15 protein-coding genes are annotated in these 17848 nt (G+C 41.4%); 7 read left to right on the top strand and 8 right to left on the bottom strand.

Annotated features, from left to right (window positions below):
* Window positions 1-78 precede the first annotated feature (78 nt).
* From BK582_RS07140 to BK582_RS07155, 4 genes are all read left to right on the top strand, one after another.
* Window positions 79-867 (top strand): FCD domain-containing protein, encoded by a 789-nt coding sequence (locus BK582_RS07140; RefSeq protein ID WP_078593760.1) that lies wholly within the window; start codon window positions 79-81, stop codon window positions 865-867.
* Window positions 868-891: 24 nt separating this feature from the next.
* Window positions 892-2442, top strand: coding sequence for a Na+/H+ antiporter NhaC family protein (locus tag BK582_RS07145; RefSeq protein ID WP_078593763.1), 1551 nt, complete (start codon window positions 892-894; stop codon window positions 2440-2442).
* Between the two features lie 32 nt (window positions 2443-2474).
* Window positions 2475-3899 (top strand): amidohydrolase family protein, encoded by a 1425-nt coding sequence (locus tag BK582_RS07150; RefSeq protein WP_078593766.1) that lies wholly within the window; start codon window positions 2475-2477, stop codon window positions 3897-3899.
* Between the two features lie 513 nt (window positions 3900-4412).
* Window positions 4413-5630, top strand: a complete 1218-nt coding sequence (locus BK582_RS07155; RefSeq protein ID WP_078593769.1) for a CynX/NimT family MFS transporter — start codon at window positions 4413-4415, stop codon at window positions 5628-5630.
* A 164-nt stretch (window positions 5631-5794) separates the two neighbouring features.
* Here BK582_RS07155 and BK582_RS07160 read toward each other — a convergent pair whose 3' ends face one another.
* Window positions 5795-6298 carry an Lrp/AsnC family transcriptional regulator gene (locus BK582_RS07160; protein WP_078593772.1) on the bottom strand — a complete coding sequence of 168 codons (504 nt, stop codon included), beginning with the start codon at window positions 6296-6298 and terminating at the stop codon, window positions 5795-5797.
* Window positions 6299-6495: 197 nt separating this feature from the next.
* Between BK582_RS07160 and BK582_RS07165 the strand changes: the two genes are divergently transcribed.
* The 3 genes from BK582_RS07165 (at window position 6496) to BK582_RS07175 (ending at window position 10010) form a co-directional block, all read left to right on the top strand.
* Complete coding sequence (locus BK582_RS07165) at window positions 6496-7425, top strand: DMT family transporter (protein WP_078593775.1); 930 nt, start codon at window positions 6496-6498, stop codon at window positions 7423-7425.
* 444 nt (window positions 7426-7869) lie between these two features.
* Window positions 7870-8391, top strand: coding sequence for a DUF8052 family protein (locus BK582_RS07170; RefSeq protein WP_078593777.1), 522 nt, complete (start codon window positions 7870-7872; stop codon window positions 8389-8391).
* Window positions 8391-10010, top strand: coding sequence for a carbon starvation CstA family protein (locus tag BK582_RS07175; RefSeq protein ID WP_078593780.1), 1620 nt, complete (start codon window positions 8391-8393; stop codon window positions 10008-10010). The genes BK582_RS07170 and BK582_RS07175 overlap by 1 nt, the downstream gene beginning before the upstream one ends.
* A gap of 326 nt (window positions 10011-10336) precedes the next feature.
* On the opposite strand, the gene BK582_RS07180 is transcribed toward BK582_RS07175, so the two are convergent.
* From BK582_RS07180 to BK582_RS07210, 7 genes are all read right to left on the bottom strand, one after another.
* A complete protein-coding gene (locus BK582_RS07180; RefSeq protein WP_078593782.1) occupies window positions 10337-10909 on the bottom strand; it encodes a glycerol-3-phosphate responsive antiterminator in 573 nt (190 codons plus the stop codon).
* An 89-nt stretch (window positions 10910-10998) separates the two neighbouring features.
* Window positions 10999-12597 carry a Na/Pi cotransporter family protein gene (locus BK582_RS07185; RefSeq protein WP_078593784.1) on the bottom strand — a complete coding sequence of 533 codons (1599 nt, stop codon included), beginning with the start codon at window positions 12595-12597 and terminating at the stop codon, window positions 10999-11001.
* Window positions 12598-12631: 34 nt separating this feature from the next.
* Complete coding sequence (locus tag BK582_RS07190; protein ID WP_078593786.1) at window positions 12632-13270, bottom strand: phosphate signaling complex PhoU family protein; 639 nt, start codon at window positions 13268-13270, stop codon at window positions 12632-12634.
* A 138-nt stretch (window positions 13271-13408) separates the two neighbouring features.
* Entirely contained in the window at window positions 13409-14116 is a 708-nt protein-coding gene (locus BK582_RS07195) for a glycerophosphodiester phosphodiesterase (RefSeq protein WP_078593788.1), read from the bottom strand.
* A 59-nt stretch (window positions 14117-14175) separates the two neighbouring features.
* A complete protein-coding gene (locus BK582_RS07200; RefSeq protein WP_414458015.1) occupies window positions 14176-15528 on the bottom strand; it encodes an ABC transporter substrate-binding protein in 1353 nt (450 codons plus the stop codon).
* Window positions 15529-15557: 29 nt separating this feature from the next.
* Window positions 15558-16367 (bottom strand): carbohydrate ABC transporter permease, encoded by an 810-nt coding sequence (locus BK582_RS07205; protein ID WP_078593790.1) that lies wholly within the window; start codon window positions 16365-16367, stop codon window positions 15558-15560.
* Window positions 16364-17281: a carbohydrate ABC transporter permease gene (locus BK582_RS07210; protein WP_244895489.1), complete on the bottom strand. Its 918-nt coding sequence runs from the start codon at window positions 17279-17281 to the stop codon at window positions 16364-16366. The genes BK582_RS07205 and BK582_RS07210 overlap by 4 nt, the downstream gene beginning before the upstream one ends.
* Window positions 17282-17848 lie beyond the last annotated feature (567 nt).

Genomic DNA, 17848 nt, shown 5'->3' on the forward strand with positions numbered 1-17848 from the left:
GCTGGGCAGAATAACGAATAATTATAAAAACTAACACCTCCTCATCGATGAGGAGGTACTGATAAAGGGGGTGGAATATTGAAAAGTGAGAACATTGTGGTCTTTTTGCAGCAAGCTTTTTCGACAAAAGGAGAAATTACAGAATATATGTTATTGAGAAGTCTGGAGGAGACAGAAAGTCCAGTTGGTTCCTGGCAATTAAAAATGAAAGTGGAGGAATCAGGCCTGGAGGTGAGCACCGCTACTATTGGAAGGATACTAAAAGATCTGGATGGAAAAAAATACAGCAGGCTGGTCGAGAATCAGGGCCGTGTGTTAACTCCTGAGGGTCTGAAATATGTACAGAAAATAACTAATGATTTAGAAAGAATGCAGCTTCAGCAAAACTTAATGGATGCTTCAATTCCAGGTGACTATAAGGAATTGCTGGATTTAGTCTACGCAAGGAAGACAATCGAAAACGAAACAGCAAGACTTGCCGCTTTGAGGGCAACCGATGAACAAATTAAAAATCTATACCGTTCTATTAAGCTGCATGAAAAAGAAGTTACGGTAAACAATGATCCTACGCCAGTTGCCTGTGAATTTCATGAATTGGTAGCCGAGGCTTCCCAAAACCGATTTTTGATTGCATCACTTAATATACTTATCTTCGAAGAACTTAAGCTGGAATCTAAAATTTCTGATTTAATCACCCGGGAAAAAGGAGAGGAATACGGACAGCATCACCGCCTAATAACAAATGCTATTAATAATAAGGATCCTGAGTCCGCTGTGCTTTATATGAATGAGCATATGGAAGCGATCATAAACGCAATTGAAAAACAGATTAAAGATTCTGTAACCAGTAAAATAGCAAACAGTTAATAATTTTATAAGGGGGCTTTAAGTGTGGAATTCGGAATATTGGCAATTATCCCACCGTTAGTAGCCATTATATTTGCTTTAAAAACAAAGCAGACTCTTTTATCGTTATTTATCGGTGTGTGGGTTGGTGCTACGATTATTTATAATTGGAACCCTTTAGTTGGTTTTATAAATACAATATCTGATTTTATCATTCCGGCGATTGCAGACCCTTGGAATGCAGGACTTCTTCTGCTCGTTACATTAGCTGGAGGGTTCGTCCATGTGTTAAGAATGTCTGGTGCTGCCCAGGCTTTTGCTCAGGTGGTTACACGGAAAGTTAATACGAGAAAGCGTGCACAAACTACTACCTGGGCCAGCGCGTTTGCTTTTTCATATACAGAGCCGGTACTCATTCTTGGTACGATTATGCGGCCGATTACGGATCGCCTGAAGGTTTCCAGGGTGAAACTTGCTTATATACTTGATTCCATGGGAGCTTCTTTAGCTGCAATGTCTCCTATCAGCAGCTACGGTCCTTTTATTGTTGGGTTAATTGCTGCACAGTTAGCAGTCATAGGCCTTTCAGATAACCCATGGAGCTTATTTATTGCTATGATCCCGTATAATTTCTACGGCATTTTTGCCATGTTAACAGTTCTTTTTGTTATTCGTACTGGTTTAGATATTGGGCCAATGTACCATGCAGAAAAACGAGCTACAGAGACAGGTAAATTGTTAGGGGAAAATGATAAACCTTTAATGATTGATGACGAAGATGACAGCTTGCCAGAAGGATATAACTTATCCATTAAAAACTTTTTAGTGCCAATGGGTCTGTTATTCGGGACTATCTTTGCTGTTATTTTCTGGACAGGTAATATTGTCGAAAATGGTTTCAGAATGTCTTTTATTGAAGGTAATATCGTTTTAGCCATTTCTGCAGGATTTGTTGTCGGGTCCATCGGGGCAGTTTCCATTTCCATTTCTACTGGATTGCACAATTTTAAAGATGCAGTAGATGGGTGGACTACAGGTATTAAAAACCTGGTGATCGTTCCAATAATACTTATTTTAGCCTGGTCAATTGGCGGTGTTGCTAATGAGATGGGCTTAGGAGAATATTTATCTTCGATTGCAGACAGCTATATCCCGACTGCAATGGTACCAGCCCTGATCTTCCTGCTTGGAGGGATAATTGCATTCTCAACAGGAAGCTCATGGGGAGTGTTTGCGATTATGATGCCAATTGCCATACCTATGGCAGATATGCTGGGAATCCCTCTTCCGTTAATTATTGGTGCGGTTATTAGTGGTGGACTATTCGGAGATCATTGCTCTCCAATATCTGATACTACAATCCTTGCGTCAACGGGTGCAGCTTGTGACCATATTGAACACGTAAATACCCAGTTACCATACGCTTTAACTGTGGGGGCATCTGCATTTGCGGGGTTCCTTGTTGGAGGGCTGACAGTGCCTTGGCTTGGGATTGTCGCTACAACAGTTGCTATAGTAGGTGCCTTATATTTCTTAAACAAAAATGTTAAGCGGCGTGTTGATGATTCTAAGGTAGATAAAACATTCACTGCATAAGTTGAAGCTTATAATATGGGAGGAAACATAGTATGAAAGTAAGCACTATAATCGAGCATGCTGTAGTCATGACCATGGAGGGGAAAGGCGTCGGTATTATTGAAGATGGCGCTGTAGCGGTAAAGGGGAATTTAATAGAAGCTGTTGGACCAACGGAGGAAATTAAAAGAGATTATTCTGCTGATGAGGTAATTAATGGAGAAAATAAGCTTATAATGCCTGGGCTTATAGATGCCCACATCCATACAGGAATTGGTGTTCTGCGTGGCGTTTCTCAGGATATTCATAACTGGATGCAGGAAGGGCTCTGGCCATTTATGAAACATCTGTCAGCCGATGGACATGTAAAAGGATCAATGATTAATATTATCGAAGGAATTAAAGCAGGAACTACTACCTTCTGTGACTATGATTCTCACATGACTAAGATTGTTGAGAATTACGTAAAAGTGGGTGCCAGAGCGAGGGTTGCAGAGCTAGTCAATGAAATTCCTGATGATATTGGTGATGTTCCTGTTGGGGACCTTTATCCGTTTTATTCTGAAATTGGTGAAAGAAAACTGCAGAATAATATTCAGTTAATTGAAGAATGGCATGAAAAGGAAAATGGGAGAATCACTTGTATGCTAGGACCTCATGGACCGGACATGATGAGTTTGGAATTACTAAATGAAATAAAAGGTCTTGCAGAGAAATATGATACAAAAATGCATATGCACGTGGCCCAGGGTGACAGAGAAATAGACCAGATGATTAAGCGGTATGGAAAAAGAAGTATTGCCTTTTTAGAGGAGCATGGGTTCCTGAATGAACGGCTTCTTGCTGTACATTTAACAGAGGCGACAAAAGAAGAAACAGAAACGGTCGCAAAGAGCGGTGCGGCAATGATAAATTGTTCAGGAAGTATAGGTATTATTGATGGAATTGTTCCTCCAATTTTAGAATTTATCGAAGCGGGAGGGGCAGCAGCCCTGGGCTCTGATCAGGCACCTGGTAACAACTGCAACAACATGTTCAACGAAATGAAATTCGTTGCAATCCTTAACAAAGTGAAAAGAAAGGATCCTGCCGTGTTCCCGGCACACTGGTCCCTTCGATTAGCTACGATTGAAGCGGCCAAAGCAGTAGGTCTTGATCATGAGGTAGGCTCCCTGCGGGCAGGGAAAAAAGCAGACCTGCTTATAATCAATTTACAGGAACCAAGTTTAATGCCGTATATCAAATCACCTATAAGAAATATAGTTCCAAACCTTGTCTATTCCGCAAAAGGTAATGAAGTAGAATCCGTAATGGTAGACGGCCAGTTTATTATGAGAGATAAAGAGCTTTTAACTGTTAATGAACAGGAAACTTTGCAGATTGCTCAATCGGTGGCTGATGAGATTAGCGAAAAAGCTAAAGGGAATATTAATCCGGACAGCGTGCTAATGAAGAGAATGGAGAGCGGAGAGCTTTAAGGGATGATTTATGGTGGCTCTCACCACCCGAATAATCTTGTTTCACAGTGTATGTTTCATGGGGATTGTTGATGCTTTCAGGAATTATTTCAAATAATTATTTACCGGGTACACCGAGATATTTGGGGTACCCGTTCTTATTTTGAGTGGGTTGATAGAGGGGACAGTTAATTTAATTCCTTTTTCTTCTGTTTTCAGGAGGCGTTCGCACGAGTTAAGGGAGCAATTGCACGAGATGGTGGGTGGTATGCACGGTGCGGGTGTATGATTGCACAGTTCCCGGTTTTATACACAGAACGGAGGGGCGATCGCACGACTTTGACCATCAATCGCACGGGTGCAGCTGTGGTTCGTTCAACTCACAATACCATTGGCACAAGCCGCACAATCATATGCACACATTAAACTTATTATCATTTGAGGGGGCATTATCCATTAGGCAAGTTCGCATTTTACTGATACAGTAAAGTGAGAACGCTGAATGAGATATATAGAAAAGGATGTAATAGTAAAATGGAAATCCAGCCTCTGACAAATAAAAAATCAATAGAGACGAACAAGGTGCTGTTAATTATAGGTATTCTTATCGTTGCGGTTAATCTCCGGCCGGCAATTACTGCTGTTGGGCCGTTGATCAGCGATATAAGAGCAGATATGGGGATTACAAATGGGGTAGCGGGGATTATTACAACATTGCCGCTTCTTGCATTTGGAGTTTTTTCGCTTGCTGCTCCAAGACTCGGTTACCGTTTCGGAAATGAAATGATGATATTTGCCGGGCTCTTCACTTTGCTTTTTGGTATCATTGTACGTTCCACTGGCTTTGCGGCGGCTTTATTCATAGGAACTGCATTCGTTGGGATTGGTATAGCGATAGCTAATGTCCTCTTGCCCAGTATTGTAAAAACGAAATATCCGGGAAAAATTGGATTGATTACCGGTGCTTACACAACCACAATGTCCGCATTTGCAGCTATTGGCACTGGGGTGAGTATTCCGCTGGCAACGGGATTAAATCTTGGCTGGGAGGGAGCACTTTTATTTTGGTCCGTACTTGTGGTTATCGGTCTTGTTCTGTGGTTTCCACAAGTAAGAGAGGCGCGGTCCGGGAAACAGGCAGCAGATGCTGCTGGGAAAAATAAGCTCCCGGTGCCCGGAACAACTATTTGGCGCTCCTCTCTTGCCTGGCAGGTGACGTTATTTATGGGGCTCCAATCCTTTTTGTTTTACGGATTAATTACCTGGCTGCCGGTTATCTTGCATAACAGCGGATTAACCCTTTCTTTTTCCGCATGGGTGGTGTCTATCATGCAGATCGCAGGGCTTCCTATGACATTTCTCACCCCAATTTTAGCAACTCGGCTTAAAAATCAGCAGGGCATAGTAACTATGATTGCTGGGTTGTATGTTATTGGTTTTTTAGGTCTGTTAGTTTCTGAGGCTACATGGTTATTTGTATTGAGCGCCATTTTAATTGGTCTTGCGCAAGGCTCGTCGATCAGTTTAGCGTTAACAATGCTTGGAATCAGAGCTGCAAACGGCAAACAGGCTGCAGAGCTATCAGGGATGGCCCAATCAGTGGGGTACGGGCTGGCAGCAGTTGGGCCTATAATAATCGGATCAATCCTGGATATAACTGCTTCAGGCACGATAGCGATATACGTCTTTATTGGAGTAGCCGTTCTTAAATTATTTGCAGGACTAGGTGCAGCCAGGGACCGGACGGTTTGAGGGGGTGCCTGTCATCACCCGAATAATCTTGTTTCACGGTAATTGTTCCACGGGGACCGGGTTACCAAATTAATAAGCAGGCGTCCAGGGGAGGGCGCCTGCTTCGTTTATTTATATAAAGATATTGAAGAGAATCTGGCGGAAATGCATTTCGCATACTCTGACTATCTTTCTATCATCTCTTCTTTTTGGTCGTCTAAAATTGGCAGGACATTGGAATACTTGATTTCTCTCAGCCCTAAGCTGGTCTGGATTTTTGTGATCCCCAGCTTATTTAATTTCCGAATAAACGCCTGTAAGTCTCTGCGGTCTTTATTTGCAACTTTAAGTAAGTAATCATATTCCCCGGTCAAGCAGTGGCATTCTAAAACCTCCGGCATTTGGTAAAATGCCTCTTCGATAATATCCAGTTTCTCCGAATGATGAATGTTCGAGCTTATAAAAACAAAGCACAGTAAATCAAAGCCTAGTTTCTCTGGATTTAATACAGCCACTTGCTGATTAATATACCCTTCGCTTTCTAACCGCTTAATTCTTGTGTGGACTGCTGGAGAAGATAAATTTACTTGTCTGGCGATTTCTGCATTACTCACATGTGCCTGTTTTTGCAGAATGTCCAGAATTTGAATGTCTACTTTATCGAGTGTTTTACCTATGGTTGAATTCACTAATATCGCCCCTTTAAATTATTCTGAAATCAGCTTCTATATTAGACCTGAACTGAAGAAAATAAATAATATCCCCACTTAACTTTAAAATATTTTAACTTATTTCTATTATACAAAATATTATTTTGTAAGTTAATTGAAAATGTTAAGGTTGTTAATAGATAAGAGGTTAATAAACTGCTTGTGGGGAGTTAAAGATGCGATATTTTTATTTTGGGTTATTGCTTTTGACGAGCCTTTTATGGGCTGGAAATTTTATAGTAGGAAAAGTGCTTGTTGATCACGCTTCTCCGATGACATTAACAACATTGAGATGGTTTATTGCTGTGCTGTTTTTGCTTCCGATTGTATGGAAAGTGGAGAAGAAGCTTTTTCCTTCAAGAAAAGCTGTTATACCGCTGGTGTTAATGGGACTGACAGGTGTTATGCTATTCAATATTTTGCAGTTTATGGCACTGGAGCATACATCCGCGACTAATGTAGGGTTAATCTCCACGTTAATTACCCTTTCGATTGCATTTTTTTCCTTTATATTTCTTAGAGAAAAACTTTCTTTCTTACAGATGGGAGCAATGGTGGTTTCCCTGTTCGGTGTAATACTGGTTTTGACAAACGGCAACAGCGCTCTGTTATTGTCGCTTCAATTTAACCGAGGGGACCTATTCATGTTCGCAGCTGTATGTATATGGGGAATTTATGTGGTGCTTAGTAAGTGGGCGATGAATTATACATCTCCCATCATGGCCACCTTATACTCGGGAATCTTCGGATTGTTGATACTATTGCCGTTCAGCCTGCCTGAATTTACTGTGACTAATATAAATGGAACATTTATTTCTTCTATACTATATACTGGTGCCGTTTCTACAGTAGTGTGCATTGTATTATGGAATATAGGCGTGAAAAAATTAGGGGCGACTACAGCAGGAATTTTTCTTAATTTCAATCCAGTTTTCACAGTTATATTAGCTTTTCTTTTACTGGGAGAAAGAATGACATGGATCCAGGTTACCGGCAGTATAATTGTAATTTCTGGTTGTTACTTGTTTACATATTTTAAAGGGAAGGATTTTTCAGCTGGAAAACTGGCTTCGGGAGCGATACGGCGTAAGGTGAAAGAGGCGTAGATGGGGTGCCGGGTGCCGGTGCCTGTCACCACCCGAATAATCTTGTTTCACGCTAATTGTTTCACGGGGGTGGGACAGAATATAAGAGAGATAAATATTGAGTGGGTGCTCTGCATAAGGGTGCCTGCTTTTTTTGCACGAGATTGAGGGTGATACGCTCAATTCAGAGGTGTATTTGCACAGTTCCTTTGTGTTTGCACAACTTTCCCTATGATTTGCACGACATTGGCTGTTGTTCGCACAATTCCATAGGTTATTCGCACAAGTCCGCCACACCTATGCACAACTTAGACTCATTATCATCTGCAAAAGAAGAGGAAATGTCCTTCTCCTCAAATAATATTGTATTTCGTCCAAAGGTTATATATAATGATGGATAATAAAGACAGAAAATTTAAAAATAATAAAATATTCAATTTTACATAAGGGAGAAGGGGCGGCTCGATGGATACAATGGACACCTTTGTAAATCACCTGGCAAATTTATATACAAGTCAATTTAATGTATACCGCGATAAAACGATCGGCTCGATCACGTTTGCATTTACTGCTGAGCATTATCGAAAAGATGAGAAATACCTTATGACTAAAGCAATCAAAGTCTGGGGAGTAGAGAATCAGCAATTTGTATTTTTGAAGAAACAAGGGAAAGCGGTTACAGTACAGGATCTGAAGCAGTTAAAAGGAGAGGTTGACCGGCAGATTACCTCCTACACCCCTGATAAAAAAGATCATATGTCTTCCGTGTTTTTAGGGGTGATTGTAACCGATCAGCCTGTAGACCCGGCTATTCGAAAGGAGGTGAAGCGTGGACGGAAGCTTCTCTTCCTGAAGTATGGCTGGCATGGCTGGGCGGAACGGTATCTTGTAATCGTTGACTTGAGAGAGAAACAGGTACTTGTAAACAAAAAGGGGAGGGTGTTCGTAAAAGGGATAGAGGACACCCTGAATATGGAGGTGGAGTAATGAATTTTCTTACAGTATTAATCATCAGCGGGGTTGTTTTGCTTGTTGCCTATTTTACATACGGGCGCTGGCTGGAAAGGCAGTTGAAGATTGATCCGGGCCGGGAAACTCCTGCGCACACATATGCGGATGGGAAGGAGTTCGTTGCGGCAAAAAAACCGGTTCTGCTCGGGCACCATTTTGCGACCATCGCAGGAGGCGGACCGATTACAGGGCCAATCGCTGCAGTAGTGTTTGGCTGGCTGCCAGCCGTTTTATGGATTATCATTGGAAGTATTTTTATCGGAGGCGTTCACGACTATACATCTTTACAAGCGTCCATTCGCCATAAGGCACAATCGATTGGAACTGTGATTAAAGAATATATGGGCGGCCGTGGCCAAGTATTGTTCTTAACTTTTACCATTGCAACGCTCATTCTCATTGTCGGTGTGTTTATGATTCTCGTTGCGAACACATTCGTGGCATTTCCACAGGCAGCAACTGCCTCACTATTATTTATTGGTATTGCTCTGGTATTCGGTGTCATTGTCAATCAGCTCCGTATGAACTTAGTGGCAGCAAGTATACTAGGGTTTGGAGCAATGCTGCTTGCGGTTTGGGGAGGGCTTACATTCCCACTCTCTTTAAGTGCAACGTTCTGGACGTTCTTTTTACTGGGGTACGCTTATATTGCGTCCGTTCTTCCGGTATGGGTGCTGCTGCAGCCGCGGGATTATTTAAATTCCTTCTTACTTTACGCAATGATTGCCGGAGCGGCAGTTGGTATTATTATCGCTTCTCCTGGAATTCAAATGCCTGCTTTTACAGGTTTTTATAATGAATCACTCGGATTCTTATTTCCTATACTTTTTATTACTATTGCATGCGGCGCCATTTCCGGGTTCCATTCCCTGGTGTCGTCCGGTACGACTGCAAAACAGTTAGACAATGAAAAAAGCGGTAAATTCATTGCCTACGGAGGTATGTTGTTAGAAGCGTTTATGGCCATTATTACGGTAGGGGCTGTTGCGTATTTAACACAGGCGGAATTCGCCGCGCGCCTTGATGCCCTTGGCGGACCGATTGGAACGTTCGCAGCTGGTATTGGTCATTTCATGAGCTTCTGGGGACTTCCGGAAGCAACAGCAGTTACATTTACAGCGCTGGTTGCTTCGGCATTCCTGTTAACAACTCTGGACTCAGCAACTCGTCTCCTGAGGTACGCAGTACAGGAAATCAGCGAAAAGCGGGCACCGGAAATGTTCCAGAACAGCCATGTGGCGACTGTTGCCGGTCTTGTGTTTGCGGCGGCTCTGGCCCTTACAGGCACATGGCAGCAAATCTGGCCGCTTTTCGGCTCAGCTAACCAAATGCTCGGGGCTTTAGCACTTCTGGCAGTGTCCGTCTGGCTGACTAAAATCGGAGCCAAGCGATTCTATGTGGTCATTCCGATGATATTTATGTTTATCGTAACGGTTTCAGCCCTCGGCTTCCTGATGTACAACAACACGATGGCAGGAAACTACTTCCTTGCGATAGCAGCATTCCTACTCTTCGTTCTCTGTATTTTCTTAGCGATCGAAGCGTGGAGATCCATCTTCGGTTCAGAGTCCAAGGACCGAACAGTGAAAATGTAGTGGTGCCTGTCACCACCCGAATAATCTTATTTCACGGAGCTTGGATGAGTAATTTTTGACCGAACAGGCACTCTTTATATAAGAGTGCCTGCTTTTTTTCTGTAATGGGGATGGAGGGAATAGATAGAGTAGCAGCGCAGCCAAAAATAACTGGGGCTATCCTGGATATAACTGCTTCAGGCACAATAGCAGTATCCGTCTTTACTGGAGTTGGTATCCTTAAATTATTTGCGTGGTTTGGTGCAGGAGGGCCCGCCCGATTCGAGGGTGGTTCCTGGGGTCTGCCCCAGCTTAAAAAAAGGCGGGACTTGGTGTCCCGCCTTTTTTCACAGCTTCAGATTCCACAGGGAAGGGGTGCTGACAGAGGTCGCAAGGGCCCCTGCAGTCAATGCTTCCAGAACCTCCGCTTCACTTTCGATGAGGCCTCCTGCGATAATGGGAGCATCGATTTTCTTAGTCATTTCGTCGATAACCCTGGGCATTATTCCGGGGAGTACTTCTACTGCATCCAGGGGAGAGTTATGGGTCATTTCCATACCTTTACTGATTGCTCCTTTATCAATAAGGAAAATACGCTGTATAGCAATCATATTTTCATTTTTTGCCAACTTTATTAAATGATTTTTTGTAGTAATTATGCCGTCCGGCTTCCACTTTTCTGCGATGTATTTCATAGCACTTTTGCTTGTGCCGATCCCATCGATGAAATCAAGATGGAGGAAAACGCGCATGGAGTTTTCCTGGAGTTTCCGTATGTTTTGCTCAGTGGTAAAAAGGTTTCCTGTTAAGAGGAATGCTATGTTAGGAGTCCCCTTAATGGCTAAGTCAATATGATCCTCTTCTTTAATTGCCGCTATAATTTGTGATTCTACCATATCAATTATTTCTCTGTTCTTCATTAACTGCCCTCCAAGACTGGTACGTCCCTTTTTAATAAGTTTAGAGAACTTTCCGGAGGAAGTAAATGGAGATTTGGAAAAATATTCTGCTACACGATGCCTAATAGTGTTTGAGATATGTTTACAGCATGCTGATGAACACGGAGCAGATGGCTGATCATGTCAAGGTAGGAGTCGTTAACCGTACTGTCTACTTCATTTCTTACTATCCTGTTATTAAAATACGCAAAACGCATGTCTTTCTCCAGCTGAAGGAAGTAGGTATGGTCGTTCAGGACTTCCTTGGCTTTTTCCAGGTCGTTATTCTGGAATGCAGTGATAGATTTACTGAATGACTGGCTTATTTGTTCATTCATATGCAATAAGCTTTTTAAGTCATCTTCATTAAGCTGTATTCCGAATTCTTCTTTTTTCGCGGATATTTCACCGATGTTTTTTATGACATCTCCGGTGTGTTCCAGGTCATTTAATATATATAGAAGTTTAACTTCCTGGTCAGATTCTGTTTCGGATAAATCCTGCTGGCCAATTTTAAGCAGGATATTCTGAAGAGTTTTATATGCTTCGTCAACGTATTTTTCTTTTTCAAAAACCGCTGAGCGTGTTGCCTCGTCCTGCTGCAGTACTGCAGGAAGGTTGCGGACCATGTCTCTCTCAACGATCGAGGCTAGTTTGCTTACTTCTTTAGTCATCTGGTCTAATGCTTCTTCAGGGTAATCCAGTAAACTATCATCTATATCAATAGAGAACTCATTTTTCTCGTTTTTAGGGAGCATTTTATCAATAAATGCTGCCACCATCCCTAAGAAAGGCAGGAATAATAAAGCTACAAATATATTAAATAATGTGTGCATATTTGCGATTTGTCTTTCCGTTTCTCCTGGAAGGTACTGGACCAGATTATCGCTTAAGTAAATGAGAGGGAAGCAGAGGGCGACCCCGGTAAGTTTAAAGGCAAAATATGAAACAGCAACCTTTCTTCCTTCCGCAGTGGAGGCTAAACTTGAAATGATAGCCGGGAAGGTGGCTCCTAAGTTTGCCCCCAATATGACTGGAATAACCGAAGAAGGCTCCAGCGCTCCGGTTGTGGCAAGGGACATTGCTATAACTATTACTGTTGCACTGCTGTGCATCAGGACAGTCAGAAGCAGGCTTATTACCAGGAGCAATATTGGTTGTTCCTGAAGACTGCTGAAAAAAGAGAGAAAATCGGTGTTGTTGCTAAGGGGCGCAAAAGCATCAGACATTGTGCCAATTCCGAAGAAAATAAAGCCAAAACCCATGAAGGCCTGCCCGAATGATTTGGCCTTTCTTTTTTTCTTAAGAAAAATGATTAAAACTGCTCCGAGAAAAATAAAGATGGTTGAATACTCGGTAATATTAAAGGCTAAGAGCTGGACAGTCAGCGTAGTCCCAACTGAGGACCCTAAAATAACCCCAAAGGCTTGGAGCAGGCCAATGACCGAGCTCCCGACAAGGCCGATTACGATAATCGAGGTGGCTGTACTGCTTTGCATAAAAAATGTGGCGATGATACCAATCAGAAAACCTTTATACCTGTTACTCGTGAAGCTGGCAATATATTGTTTCATTTTTGAAACGGCAACACGCTCCATCCCCTTGCTTAAGAGGTGCATGCCATAAAGAAATATGCCAATACCTCCGAGGAGACTCAATATTATATTCATTTTTTTACTCCTTACTTTTACAGCAAGTAATGTATTATTCTATAAAATACTCTAAATGCGTTTCTCCGGCGTTTACTATATGGTCGCCCAGTCTTTCGAGAAACCTGATCATAATAATTAACTGGGAACCTGTTTCTACCTTTAATGTATTCTGTTTCATTTCTGATACGAGTTTTTCAAACAGAACGATATGAAGGTCATCAATTTTATCGTCTGCTTTAATAGCTGTTTTTAAGTAGGATGCTTCTTCCTTTGTGATGCCGTAATATACGTTTTGGAGCATTTCAGCTTCCTGTTCCACAATGTTGATTAATTCTTCTTTCATCCATTTTGGATGGCTTGATGATAATTGATACATATTTATAAAATTAATGATGTGGTCTCCAATTCGTTCCAGTTCTCTGTTTATTTTCATATTTGAGAGAAGCCGTTTCATTTCGTGGACGTGGGGCTGCTGCAGGGAAAGGAGTTCAATTATCTGTTTTTCAACGAGCACTTCGATTTCATTCACTTTGTCTTCCAGTTCAATAATATCCTTCCTCTTGTCTTCAGAAGCCTCGGCTATAAAGCTCTTTAAATGTTTTAACATCAGGAGCAGACATTTAAAGGATTCCTCAATATTTTTATTAACACCTTCCATTTTAATCTGGTACAGGTTTGTTCGTTTAAGCATGGATAATACACCTCCTTATTTTTTGGTTCGGATGATTATTTAAGAAGCGGCAGATGAAAAACGAAAGCTGCAGTTTACTTCTATTATACTTATGAAAAAAGCAAAGCCTTATTAAAGGCTTTACTGTTTTTGAAGGCGTCAGAAGTCCAGAAAAATATCATTGGTAAACAATCCGTCAATGCCTGATTTCTTCAATTTTTCTGCTGTTTCTTTATCATCTACTGTAAAAGGAAAGACTTTATATCCGTTTCTGTGTGCCTGCTGGATAAAATCTTCTTCAGCAAACGTGTATGGAATATGCAGGCTTTCAATTTTTAAAGAAGATCTCTCAATATAATCAAACAAGTTAACTAACCTGTTGGATAACAGCAGTCCTTTACTGATATGAGGGTCTATTTCCTGTGCAATTTTTAAAGAGAGATGGTCAAAGGAAGAGATAATAACATTTTCCTCGAAACCGAATTTTTTCACAAGGTCTATGACCTTTTGTTCAATACCTGTATGAAAAAATGGTATGTTCTTAATTTCAATGTTTATGAGTATTCCCTTCTGGCATATCTCTAAAACTTCTTCCAGTGTAGGAATTTTTATGTTTTTGTATTCCTCTGAAAACCAGGAGCCTGCATCAGCATTTCTAATTTCTGAAAATGTTTTGTCTTTCAGAAAACCTGTCATATTTGATGTCCTGGACAGCTCATCGTCATGGCAGACAACAACAGTACCGTCTTTACTTAGATGGACATCCAGTTCAATACCTTGAACTTTATTCTTTACAGCGTGTTCAAACGCGGGCAATGTATTTTCAGGAGCGATTAAAGAGGCTCCCCGGTGGGCAAAAAGTATCATTTTTCCTCCTTGTTATTTGAAGAAGAGGGTTCTTCTTTAAAAGAACCCTCCAGTATAATTTATTCGTTATCGTCAACGCTCATTCGGTTATATTGCTCGATCGCATTTTCAATTTCTGCAGCAGCTTCGTCCAGCAGTTCCTGCGGATCTCCACCTTGATAAAGGGTTTCAATTGCGTTTTCAACGATATTTCTTGCTTCAGGGAAGACGCCCATAAGTGCTCCCTGTGTTGCAGGAGTGAGATTTGTCTCCTGTAACTGGTCTACACTAGTAAGGAACTGAGGGAACTCTTCGTAAATGTCCTGAAGCTCTTGTTCTTCGTAAGCGTCTGTAGTGATAGGGAAGTATCCAGTGGCTCCAGCCCATTTCGCCTGTACTTCCGGCTCAGTAGTATATTTCATGAAATCCCATGCTGCCTGCTGTTCTTCCTCAGCAATACTGTTAGTCATCCATAGTGAACCACCGCCCACAATTACGCCTTCAGGGTCCATACCGTCCGGAACCGGTAAAAAGGCAGTTCCTACTTCAAAATCAGCTCCAGTAACATTTCCTCTTGTAGCGGCAGTAGAGTCCAGGTACATAGCAACTCGTTCTGCTGCAAACGCGGAACGGATATCATCCCACTGGCGACCATAGTTGCCAAGTGTTCCTGCTTCATTCATTTCCTGAAGCCATTCGAAAACCCGTACACCTGGTTCTTCATTAATTAAAACATTTTCTCCATCACCAGTACGTCCATTATCATTGTCCAGATACAGAGCACCCTGGTTAGCAAGGAGCTGTTCAAAGAACCATCCGTAGATCAGGATGCTGAATCCGTGAACTTCTGTATCACTGCCGGAGCTTATAGTAAGCTGCTCGGCATATTCCTGAACTTCACTGAAAGTTCTTGGCGGGTCTTCAGGATCCAGGCCAGCTTCTTCAAACATATCTTTGTTATAGAACATGATTGCGTTTGAAGTGTTAAACGGCATGGAGTTTAGTTGTCCGTCTACTTCATAGTAAGCAAAAATATTTTCTTCAAATGTGGAAGTGTCAAAGTCCTCTTCATCAATGAAAGTCTGAATAGGCTCAATGTAACCACTCTCGCTCATGAACTTTGTTCCTACTTCATACACTTGTACGATGGAAGGGGCTTCGTTTGTGCCGCCAACAGCACGGAGCTGGTTTAGCAGCTCTTCATAGCTTCCCTGATAAACAGCTTCTACCTGTACTTCATCCTGGCTGTTGTTATAGTCCTCGACCATTTCATCAATTGCTTCCCCCGGGCCGCCGCCCATTGCATGCCAGAACGTAACTATTGTTCTGCCATCTTCTGTTGTAGCTACCTCGCTATCCCCGCCGCCGCATGCAGCTAAAAGAGTAAACGAAGCAAGAAACAGAGACGCTAATTTTGTTTTTCCCTTTGCCATCTTCATCATAAATAAATCCCCCTTTAAATTTATCCTTTTAAAGCCCCTGCAGTTAATCCGCGTTTCAGCTGATTTAACCCGAGAACTAATAGGATCAGTGTTGGTAAAAGAACCATAACTACCCCGGCCATTACTACGTTCCAGGAAGTTCCTGTTTCTGCGGAGACCATCATTTTCAGACCGATCTGCACTGTTCTTACATCGTTGTTATTTGTTACAAGCAACGGCCATAAGTACATATTCCATGTTGTAAGGAAACCGTATATCCCTAAGGCGCTCAGCATTGGTTTTGAAAGAGGCAGTACAAAAGACCAGTAAAAACGGAAACTTGAACAGCCGTCAATCTGAGCAGATTCATAAAGTTCCTTTGGAATCGTTAAGAAATGCTGCCTCAGGAGAAAAATACCGAATGCGATAGCAAAGAAAGGTACTGTTAGTCCTGGGTATGTATTGACCCAGCCAAAGTTCATTACAGTAAGGTAATTTGGAATGATAGTAGCTTCCCATGGAATCAGCATCGTCGCTATAAAAAGGAAGAAAATAAAATTCCTACCTTTAAAAGGAATGAATACGATTGCAAAAGCTGCCAGACTGCATAATAGGAGCTGGCCAATCATGACAGTAAATGAAACTACGAAACTGTTAAAAAGAAAGTGAAATAACGGAACGCTGTTAAATGCTCTCACGTAGTTTTCAAATGACAGGCTGGAGGGAATTAAGGCACCTCTGTTTATTTCAGCTGTAGTCATAAAACTTGCTGATATTGCGTACAAAACGGGAAAGGTGATAATGAGAGCTGACAGGAGCAGCAGGACATAAAAAATAACTTTTCTCATCATTGGTAATGCACCTTCTTTTCTCCAACTTTAAACTGTATGAAAGTGAAAATTAACACCAGGACGAATAAGATAATTGCCTGTGCACTTGCATACCCGAAGTAACCGTTATAGAAGGCTTCCCGGAAAATAGAGTACACGATTAAATTTGTACTGTTTGATGGTCCGCCCCCAGTGAGAATGTCGATCTGCCCAAATGTCTGAAAGGAATTTATAATCGTTACAACGCTTACAAAAAAGAGTGTAGGCGACAGCAGTGGAATGGTGATCTTAAAAAGCTGTGTCCAGTAGCCGGCACCGTCTATTTTTGCACTCTCGTATAGTTCCTCCGAGATGTTCTGCAAACCGCCGAGAAGAACAATAAAGTTAAATCCGATATTCATCCATATAGTAGTTATCGCCACGGATATTAACGCTACATTTGGCGATGTAAGCCATTGAACCCCGCTTAAACCAACTGCATTTAATAAGTTATTTAAGACCCCAAGGCTCGGATGGAATAAAAGTAGCCATATAGTGGCCCCCGCTGCAACGGAGACACCGAGTGTTGAAGAAAACACTACCCGGAAAAAGGGAATCCCTTTTACTTTTTCATTAGTTATTACTGCTAAAAACAAAGAAATGATAATAGTAGTAGGTACGGTATAAAGAGCGAATAAGAATGTGGCGCTCATACTGGTACGGAATGTAGCGGACTCCCAGAGCATAGTGTAGTTTTCAAAGCCAATAAAGCTGACTGGGGTACCGCCTGCGTTCGTTACAAAAAAACTAAGATACAGCGTCCGGAACATCGGGTAAAAAAGAAAGATTCCGGTAATAATGAGCGCTGGAGATAAATATAAGAGTCCTACGCCAAGGTTTTTCCATTTTTTCTTTTTCGTAGATGTCCTTTTTGGCGGAAGTGTATCCGTTTTCATTTTTTCTGCTGTTACTTCCTGTAAAGCCATTCCTAACCTCCTCCAATAGATGTTGAGTGTCAGACTCGATGAAATACAAAAAAACCTCCTTTTGGGCAGACGTATCCTACCGTCTTTACAAAAGGGGTTTCTCATCATCTCTAACCCAATTTATTTTGTTATAAGAATTATTATAGCAAATAATTTCTTAAATTCAATACTCTTGGCAATATTGTGAAAATTAATCAGGGAAAAGCGTTCTGTAACATAGTTGAGAATATGTACCTGAGTCTTTTTACCTTGTTAACAGGAAGGTAATTTACAATTATTTTACAGAGTACTGTCTGACAAGATATTGCAGTCTTTCTTTGTCGACTTCTGGTATGTTTCTATTATATTTTGCAGCCTTCGACAGATTAAATAGAATCAAAATAATTAAATGAAGAATTATAAATTATTTTAGGAAAATCACTCATAAAATAGTCACAGATTACATGTAGTTTTATGAATCTCATTATTAGTGCTTTATTCACAGGAAACAACATCTTTTTACAATAACGTTTTTAATTTTGCCTTTATCTTATTATG

The sequence above is a fragment of the Evansella clarkii genome (assembly GCF_002019695.1).
Taxonomy (GTDB): Bacteria; Bacillota; Bacilli; order Bacillales; family Salisediminibacteriaceae; genus Evansella; species Evansella clarkii.

What these genes read in the sequence shown, in the direction of transcription:
- BK582_RS07150 (WP_078593766.1), top strand. Translation starts at nt 2,475, where the DNA reads ATGAAAGTAAGCACTATAATCGAGCATGCTGTAGTCATGACCATGGAG.
- BK582_RS07155 (WP_078593769.1), top strand. Translation starts at nt 4,413, where the DNA reads ATGGAAATCCAGCCTCTGACAAATAAAAAATCAATAGAGACGAACAAG.
- BK582_RS07165 (WP_078593775.1), top strand. Translation starts at nt 6,496, where the DNA reads ATGCGATATTTTTATTTTGGGTTATTGCTTTTGACGAGCCTTTTATGG.
- BK582_RS07170 (WP_078593777.1), top strand. Translation starts at nt 7,870, where the DNA reads ATGGATACAATGGACACCTTTGTAAATCACCTGGCAAATTTATATACA.
- BK582_RS07175 (WP_078593780.1), top strand. Translation starts at nt 8,391, where the DNA reads ATGAATTTTCTTACAGTATTAATCATCAGCGGGGTTGTTTTGCTTGTT.
- BK582_RS07180 (WP_078593782.1), bottom strand. Translation starts at nt 10,909, where the DNA reads ATGAAGAACAGAGAAATAATTGATATGGTAGAATCACAAATTATAGCG.
- BK582_RS07185 (WP_078593784.1), bottom strand. Translation starts at nt 12,597, where the DNA reads ATGAATATAATATTGAGTCTCCTCGGAGGTATTGGCATATTTCTTTAT.
- BK582_RS07190 (WP_078593786.1), bottom strand. Translation starts at nt 13,270, where the DNA reads ATGCTTAAACGAACAAACCTGTACCAGATTAAAATGGAAGGTGTTAAT.
- BK582_RS07195 (WP_078593788.1), bottom strand. Translation starts at nt 14,116, where the DNA reads ATGATACTTTTTGCCCACCGGGGAGCCTCTTTAATCGCTCCTGAAAAT.
- BK582_RS07200 (WP_414458015.1), bottom strand. Translation starts at nt 15,528, where the DNA reads ATGGCAAAGGGAAAAACAAAATTAGCGTCTCTGTTTCTTGCTTCGTTT.
- BK582_RS07205 (WP_078593790.1), bottom strand. Translation starts at nt 16,367, where the DNA reads ATGATGAGAAAAGTTATTTTTTATGTCCTGCTGCTCCTGTCAGCTCTC.
- BK582_RS07210 (WP_244895489.1), bottom strand. Translation starts at nt 17,281, where the DNA reads ATGAAAACGGATACACTTCCGCCAAAAAGGACATCTACGAAAAAGAAA.